Annotated in this window: 9 protein-coding genes; 8 read left to right on the forward strand and 1 reads right to left on the reverse strand. The window is 55.5% G+C overall.

The window, feature by feature from the left end; translation table 11 throughout:
• Nucleotides 1–219: 219 nt before the first annotated feature.
• On the forward strand, nt 220–477 hold the full coding sequence (locus DN824_RS22160; RefSeq protein WP_138410485.1) for a hypothetical protein: 258 nt from the start codon (nt 220–222) through the stop codon (nt 475–477).
• Nucleotides 478–918: 441 nt separating this feature from the next.
• Here DN824_RS22160 and DN824_RS22165 read toward each other — a convergent pair whose 3' ends face one another.
• On the reverse strand, nt 919–1,128 hold the full coding sequence (locus DN824_RS22165; RefSeq protein ID WP_241666764.1) for a hypothetical protein: 210 nt from the start codon (nt 1,126–1,128) through the stop codon (nt 919–921).
• Between the two features lie 104 nt (nt 1,129–1,232).
• Between DN824_RS22165 and DN824_RS22170 the strand changes: the two genes are divergently transcribed.
• The 7 genes from DN824_RS22170 (at nt 1,233) to DN824_RS22205 (ending at nt 6,579) form a co-directional block, all read left to right on the forward strand.
• Nucleotides 1,233–2,495, forward strand: a complete 1,263-nt coding sequence (locus tag DN824_RS22170; RefSeq protein ID WP_138410486.1) for a phage/plasmid replication protein, II/X family — start codon at nt 1,233–1,235, stop codon at nt 2,493–2,495.
• A complete protein-coding gene (locus tag DN824_RS22175) occupies nt 2,495–2,749 on the forward strand; it encodes a hypothetical protein (RefSeq protein ID WP_138410487.1) in 255 nt (84 codons plus the stop codon). Before DN824_RS22170 ends, DN824_RS22175 begins: the two co-directional genes overlap by 1 nt.
• Nucleotides 2,737–3,075 carry a DNA-binding protein gene (locus tag DN824_RS22180; RefSeq protein WP_138410488.1) on the forward strand — a complete coding sequence of 113 codons (339 nt, stop codon included), beginning with the start codon at nt 2,737–2,739 and terminating at the stop codon, nt 3,073–3,075. The genes DN824_RS22175 and DN824_RS22180 overlap by 13 nt, the downstream gene beginning before the upstream one ends.
• A 228-nt stretch (nt 3,076–3,303) precedes the next feature.
• Nucleotides 3,304–3,528, forward strand: coding sequence for a major capsid protein (locus DN824_RS22185; RefSeq protein WP_138410489.1), 225 nt, complete (start codon nt 3,304–3,306; stop codon nt 3,526–3,528).
• 137 nt (nt 3,529–3,665) lie between these two features.
• Nucleotides 3,666–5,084, forward strand: coding sequence for a virulence factor TspB C-terminal domain-related protein (locus DN824_RS22790; RefSeq protein WP_241666765.1), 1,419 nt, complete (start codon nt 3,666–3,668; stop codon nt 5,082–5,084).
• Nucleotides 5,084–5,389 (forward strand): DUF2523 domain-containing protein, encoded by a 306-nt coding sequence (locus tag DN824_RS22200; RefSeq protein WP_138410490.1) that lies wholly within the window; start codon nt 5,084–5,086, stop codon nt 5,387–5,389. Before DN824_RS22790 ends, DN824_RS22200 begins: the two co-directional genes overlap by 1 nt.
• A 2-nt stretch (nt 5,390–5,391) precedes the next feature.
• Nucleotides 5,392–6,579, forward strand: a complete 1,188-nt coding sequence (locus tag DN824_RS22205; RefSeq protein WP_138410491.1) for a zonular occludens toxin domain-containing protein — start codon at nt 5,392–5,394, stop codon at nt 6,577–6,579.
• The last annotated feature ends 21 nt before the right edge of the window (nt 6,580–6,600 follow it).

Genomic DNA, 6,600 nt, shown 5'->3' on the forward strand with positions numbered 1-6,600 from the left:
GGGGCTCGGGATTATGTTGAGCCGCCGCCGTGGGAATATCCGCAGGCCACGGCGCAGCGGTTTAACATCAATCCCGGATTATGTGAGGCGGTACCATTTTCACGGATCCACCAGGTGCGCAGGCGAGAAAAATGGTACCAAACACTAGGAGCAGCCTGATTGATTTGGTACCATTTCCCTCCTCGAGGAACGAACCTGGTTAAAGGAAACGGTACCAAAATGCTTATCAAGTTCGAAGCTGACGATCAGCTGGTTGACCGACTCAAGGTCCAGTACGGTCAGAAGGTTGCTGCAAAAGCCTTCCACGCCGCCGCCGCAGATGCTGTTGATCTGTTCCGCAAGAATCAAGACTTGCACGACGTAATCGACGCCCAGCGAACCGAAATTCGCCGCCTCCAGCGCGTTATCGAGCAAGCCCGCTCAGCGGCGGTCCAGCTGTTCGAGTGCACCGCGCAGGGGGATTTGATCGATGGTTAAGCGCCTGAACCGTGCTGTGGATCGCTGGCTGTCATCCCCGCCAACCCGAACCCCTCGTATCGTGAGCCTTGTGCTCAACGTCGTTACGGCCCTGGTCATCGTTATCGGTCTGGCTGTCGCCATCACCCTCTACTGAGTCAAGGGCGTGACCGGAAGCCGCAGCCGCCCGCGCGCTCTTTGCGGGTGGACCGGGTGAGGATCACGGGCGAAGCCGAACCCTTGACCTAGCCCGGAACAAAAACAGCCTCCGTGAGGGAGGAGGGGGAATGCTTTTCTCCCCCTGCTCCCGAGCCCTCGGCGGCGAGAGCGGGATGACAAGGGCGGAGCCCTTGGTTTTGCTTCTCTGGCTTCTCCGGCGGAAGCCGGGTCCACCTTATCTAATGGTGGACTCTTGTCTCATGGTGAGACTTTCGGATGTTTTTTGAACATGTCAGATACTTGTCACTCAAGCGCGAGCACGATCTCGCCCTTGCTCGTCACTTCTGCGCAAGCAATTGATTTTTCAAGGATTTTATGTGCCAGTTCGCTGTCGCGTAGCGGTTGCATGCCTTGCTTAACGAGTAACTTGTTGATTTCTATGGCCTTTTTCCTCAAAGCGTCTTGCTCATCGGCCGTCAAACGTAGATTTGTAGGCATATTGCTATTACTCATGTAGGCACCTGCACAATCTTACATGTGTGCATGTGATTTGCGTTGACGTGTGCGAGTTCCCCGGTTAACAATCGCCGCAAATGTTATTTGTGTGCACGTAAACCATGCTCGACAAAATTCACCTTTTCGTGCCGTTCCGGGTCGATGCCATCGCTACCAGCACCGGTAAGCGTGGCAACGAGCTGTTGATGGTCGATCTGGAAGCCCTGGGCGTTCCGCTCCGCGCTACCAGCGTCATTGCGGACGGGAAGGGTGGCTATCAGGTCGAGGACATCAGCCACGCATGGGAATCGCTCTCGACGGGCTTTACGCCGCTGGCGTTCAAGGTGTTTCACCAGTCCTTGGGCAAGCGGATTCAGCCCGGTGTCGAGATGAAGGCCAGCCCGGCCAAGCTGCTCCAGGGCCACAACGTTTTCGGCCCGACCAGCATCCGCAAGGGTGGCGAGGTGATGCTCAAGTGGCTGGCGGGTTCCTACCCGAAGTTGTGGGCGCTGCTGGATTGGCAGAACGCCGAGGTTTACGGGATCGATTGCACGTATTCGGTTCGCCTGCCTGATTCCCGCACCGCATTGCAGCTGCTCCAGGCTCTGCGCGGCGTCAGTAACGGCCAGACCCGCAACCGTGGCGACGACTACGAAACAACCGCTTACTGGGGTTCGAAGGAATCCCGCCTACGCCGCCTCAAGGCCTATTTGAAGGGGCCCGAGTTTCGTGCCCAGCTGGAACAGGCGCTGAAGGCGGCTCGGGCCTACGGTGGCTCGAACTTCGTTCCGTCCCAGGCATTCGCAGCCCATCGGCTGCTCGCCGTCCTCCAGAACCCCGCGCTCCAGGCGTGGGCGGAAAACCTACTCCGTCTCGAAGCGACCGTCATGCACCGGTGGCTAGAGCGTCGGAATATCCCGACCAACCTTTGGGAACTCTGCGACTACCAGGAACAACGGGAAGAGCAGGGCGAATGCTTTATTGCGTGGTGTTGGGAACAAGTAACGAAAGAACTGTTTGCGGCCTTTGAAGGTATCTCCATGAGAGTAATTAATGATGAAAAAGTGCTGGCCGCACTTAAAGCCCGTTGGACGAAGTTCGGCACGAACGGGAAGGCCAATGAAACTGTCCCCCTCAACCTGTTTCGCACGTATCGCAGTATTAAAGATTACGGCTGGGACGAAACAATGGCGTCGATGTCGCGTGCCACGTTCTACCGTCATGTCGATCAGATTTGCGAATGCGGTCTTTCTAAGGCGGCCCTGCAGAAGCTGAAGATGGACGACCAGAAGAACAACGTCGTCCCGATCCTGCGCTTCCTGCAGGTCGATTTCAGCGCTCAGCGGCCTGACTGGTATGTCGAGCCGTCTGTGGAGGCCGCGTGATGAAAGCGCCTCTCCGCTTCGCCCTGGGCTGGGTTCTGTATATCGCCCTGTTCTATGCGTCCTGGCCGGTAGTCGCCTTTGCTGGCGAGCTCTACGCGATGTTTCCTATCGAGACGATCGTTGCCCTGGTGGCAGCCCTGATCGCCTATATCGCACTTTTCTATGTCGCGCTCCGACGCTTCTGGTCGTGGCTTGATAAACCAAGGGCGGACGCCCCAATTACTACCTGTGAGGTTCAAACATGCTCGCGTTGATCGGTCTTTGCCGTGGTTTTCACAGTAATACTCGCACTGTTGGCGAAAACACTTTCGTTGACAACGTCGTCCTGGTCGAAGTGGAACAACCCAACCAGTACGGGCTGAACGAAACGAAAACTATCGCCGTCAAGCTCTCGAAGAAACAGATGGAATCTGGTTACAACAACATGTGGAACCAGTTCAAAGAGAAGCAAGTTTCCGTCCCTGTCTTCGTTTCGGCCTGGGCATCCAGGGCCGGCCATGCTGGCTTCGACTACTGGTTGTCGGGCGAGGGCAAGCCGCTGAACTTGCAGCTCGCTGCAACCCAGCAGAAAACCGCCTAAATGAATTTTCTGACCTGTGACGGTAGTTGGATCGCCGATAGCAACGGGATTCGTTGTAACGGTGAATTAGTTGCTATCACAGGTCAGGAACTCGCGTCGGAGATCAACGGATCGTCCGGCATTACACCAGAGGAATCGACACTTTTATATGACTCTGCGTTGCAGATATTCGTATCAGTGTTCGTCTTTCTTTGTCTCAAGCGCCTCATAAAATAGGGATTTACCAACATGAAATATCGCAACGAAGTTCGCAAGTTCGGTCGCAAGTTCGCCGCTCAAGTTTCCACCGGTCTCGTTCTGGCTGGTGGTGCAACTGTCGCTCTGGCTGACGCCGCTGCTGCTGTTGCCAAGATGGAATCTAAAGAGTCGGATATCGACCTGCTTGGTTGGGCGGCGGTTGGTCTGGCCGTTGCTGTTGCTGTGTTCGCGTACGTGAAGCGGGCCGCCCGCTAAGCGGTGCAAATTCACTGGCCCACTTCGGTGGGCCTTCTTGTTTCTGGAGTTGAATAAAATGACTCTCACGCCCGACATGTATGTGCTGGTGGTTTCTACTCTGGCAGTTGCCGTCCTTCTGTTCGGGCGGCTCTGATATGAATCTCTTTATTGCTCTACTCAGCTTTTGGCAGCGTCCGACGTCGGTTAGGCCGACGGAGGAGGCCAACCGTCGCCGGCCGCTGCTTTTCAGCTTACTGCTCTCTTTTTCTCAGGGTGCTCTGGCTGCCGACTATTACTGGCAGACTTCCAGTAATCATATTGGCGCCGACAACGTTGCGCGTATGTATTCTGGCGCATCGCCATCTGCAGTTTGCGACCAGATTCAGGCGGCAGGATGGCGCAATAACTATGTATTCAACAGGCTGTATAAGGTTAATGAAACAACATGGCGATGCGAGGCGCGTCGCGCCTCTGATGGCTACACGTCGTCCGCTACTATTGCTCGTTTTGGCGATTCTTGCCCGGTCGGCGCTGAATATAAAGCTGAAACCGGTGAATGCATCTCTACCCCGGAGCCCTCACAATGCACTGAGGGGGACCCTTCTATATTTAAAGGTCCAGACGGTTCCGTTATTGATGTAAACGGCTCGAAGTACGTAAACAGCCCGTCGCCCGGAACGGCCTGTTATAACCGGTGCTCGTACACTGTTCAGACTCGCACTCAGAGTTGTTTTTACGTATCAGGCTCTACCACTACCGGCTTTTGTAATTATTTGGGATCGGGCACCGGAGAAAGCTGTAACTCTACTGATGCTCCCTTGGGCACTACTGGCGATCCGCTTAATCCTCCTGGCACACCTGACGTTCCACCGTCCGATCCAAATGACCCTGGCTGCCCCTCGGGCTACAGCTGGTCCGGTACGACGTGCGTCAAGACTGATCCGGGCGATGGTGGCGGTGACGGCGGTGACGGCGGTGATACGGGCGGTGGCTCCGATGGCGGTACCGGTGGTGGTGGCTCTGGCGGCTCTGATGGCGGCTCAGGCGGGTCCGATGGCGGCTCTGGTGGCGACACTGGCGGTGGCTCTGATGGTGGGTCTGGTGGTGGCGGCGGTGGTGGCTCTGGTGGTGACGGAGGAGGGCAGTGTGACCCTGCGACTAATCCAGCCTGCGTCCCTGGCAGCGTGACCGGCCCTGGCTGCGATCAGCCGCTTGTATGCACTGGCGATGTAGTCAGCTGTGCGATCCTCAAACAACAGAAAGAGCATCGCTGTCACGTTGAGCAGATGGCGGACTTCGATGCGAAAAAGGGCGCGATAGAACAGCTTGTCCAGGGCGAAAAGTTCGAGCTTGACGAACAGGAAGTTGAAGTTCCGTCGTTTATCAATACTGCGACGCGCTTTCTCCCGTCGAGCTGCCCGGCGCCCAATGTCATTAGCACTAGCGGTCGCTCGTTCTCGTGGTCGTATGAGCCTGCCTGCGAGTTTGCCAGTACGTTTTCGTGGTTATTTGTTGCCATAGCGGCCCTTTGGGCGGCTGTTTATGTAGGCGCTGCGTTTGGAGGCAATGACTAATGCATTTCTATTATCTCGCCATTCTTTTGATAACCATCGTGACACCTCTGGTCAAGATGGCACTAAAGGCGCTCGGTATAGGCGTTGTTGCGTACATGGGGATTAACCTCGTTTTCGATCAGGCGTTGCAGTACGTGACAAATAATCTCGCGAACTTACCGCCAGCTGCGCAGGCGCTGCTTGGCCTTGCCAAGTTCGATGTAGTGGTCAACATATGGTTTGCCGCAATTACCACTCGTCTCGTTCTGAATGGTATGAACAAACTATCGGGTAGAAAGAAAAATTACGCCGTGCTGGAGGCCTAACAATGATTTATCTGCATACGGGCCTGCCGGGCCATGGAAAGACCCTAAACACCATCAAGGAAGTTGATGCGGCGAGCGTTGAACAGGATCGCCCGGTTTACTATCACAACGTTAATGGCCTTGATCCGTCGAAGTTAAAAGGGCAGTGGTACGAGTTTGAAGACGCCCATAAGTGGTTCGAGCTGCCTGATAACTCGATTATTTTTGTCGATGAATGTCAGCACTTTTTCCAGCCTCGTGACACTCGGAAAGAACGACCTGATTACATTGCGCATTTCCAGACGCATCGGCATAAGGGTTTCGATGTTCATCTTGTTACGCAAGATATGCGTTTCATCGATGTAGAGGTGCGCCGCCTAGTTGGTAATCACGTTCACTATTGGCGACCATTTGGCATGAAGAAGATTTCTCGTTATGAATACGAGAAAGCGACGGACTTCGATAAGGTGTCGGAGCGGGCTTTTGCCAAGCGGACTATTGTCAGTATCGATAAGAATTTCTTTGGCGCGTATAAGAGCGCTGTTGGTCATCACGTTAAGGTGAAACTTCCGTTTCGTGTATATGTGATTGCCGGCCTCTTAATGATCTGTGTGTTCTTGTTCTATCGTGTTTATGACCGGATAAGTAGCAAGGGGCAAGTTGACGCCCCCGTGGCAGAGGCCACAATTCCAGAGAAGGCGGGCAGCATCCTTAGTTCGGTGACCTCCGGTGTGACGTCAGGCCTTGGCTTTACTCCGGATGCGACAACTCCTAGGGCGTCGAAGGTCACGACTGCTGAATACGTCGACCGGCAGGTTCCAAGGATTCCAGACATCCCCGCATCGGCGCCCATATACGACGATCTGACCCGGCCGGTCTCATATCCGCGGCTGTACTGCATGTCGAGCCAGGACCCGCGCAACGTGGATCGTGCTCGATCTCGCCGCCAGTCGGTTGAGTTCATCGACGGGCTGCCGACGACGTGCCAGTGCTATACGCAACAGGGAACGCGCTACGCGACGGATTTTGATTTCTGCCTGCAGGCATCGACTGCGGGCTATTTCGACCCCGCAGTGCCTGACCGGAGCGGCCAGGGCATGCAGTTCCAGCAGGCCCGACCCGCGCAGCAGGTCAGCTTCCAGCCGCAGTCACAGCCGGTGGCCGCGCCGGTGACCGTCACGAACTACAACAAGGGGCGCTTTCTTTGGTAGGGATGGGTCGCTTCGCATAAT

It is taken from the genome of Stutzerimonas nosocomialis, from assembly GCF_005876855.1.
Taxonomy (GTDB): Bacteria; Pseudomonadota; Gammaproteobacteria; order Pseudomonadales; family Pseudomonadaceae; genus Stutzerimonas; species Stutzerimonas nosocomialis.

Coding starts and splice junctions, on each gene's coding strand:
- DN824_RS22160 (WP_138410485.1), top strand. CDS start 220: ATGCTTATCAAGTTCGAAGCTGACGATCAGCTGGTTGACCGACTCAAG.
- DN824_RS22165 (WP_241666764.1), bottom strand. CDS start 1,128: ATGAGTAATAGCAATATGCCTACAAATCTACGTTTGACGGCCGATGAG.
- DN824_RS22170 (WP_138410486.1), top strand. CDS start 1,233: ATGCTCGACAAAATTCACCTTTTCGTGCCGTTCCGGGTCGATGCCATC.
- DN824_RS22175 (WP_138410487.1), top strand. CDS start 2,495: ATGAAAGCGCCTCTCCGCTTCGCCCTGGGCTGGGTTCTGTATATCGCC.
- DN824_RS22180 (WP_138410488.1), top strand. CDS start 2,737: ATGCTCGCGTTGATCGGTCTTTGCCGTGGTTTTCACAGTAATACTCGC.
- DN824_RS22185 (WP_138410489.1), top strand. CDS start 3,304: ATGAAATATCGCAACGAAGTTCGCAAGTTCGGTCGCAAGTTCGCCGCT.
- DN824_RS22790 (WP_241666765.1), top strand. CDS start 3,666: ATGAATCTCTTTATTGCTCTACTCAGCTTTTGGCAGCGTCCGACGTCG.
- DN824_RS22200 (WP_138410490.1), top strand. CDS start 5,084: ATGCATTTCTATTATCTCGCCATTCTTTTGATAACCATCGTGACACCT.
- DN824_RS22205 (WP_138410491.1), top strand. CDS start 5,392: ATGATTTATCTGCATACGGGCCTGCCGGGCCATGGAAAGACCCTAAAC.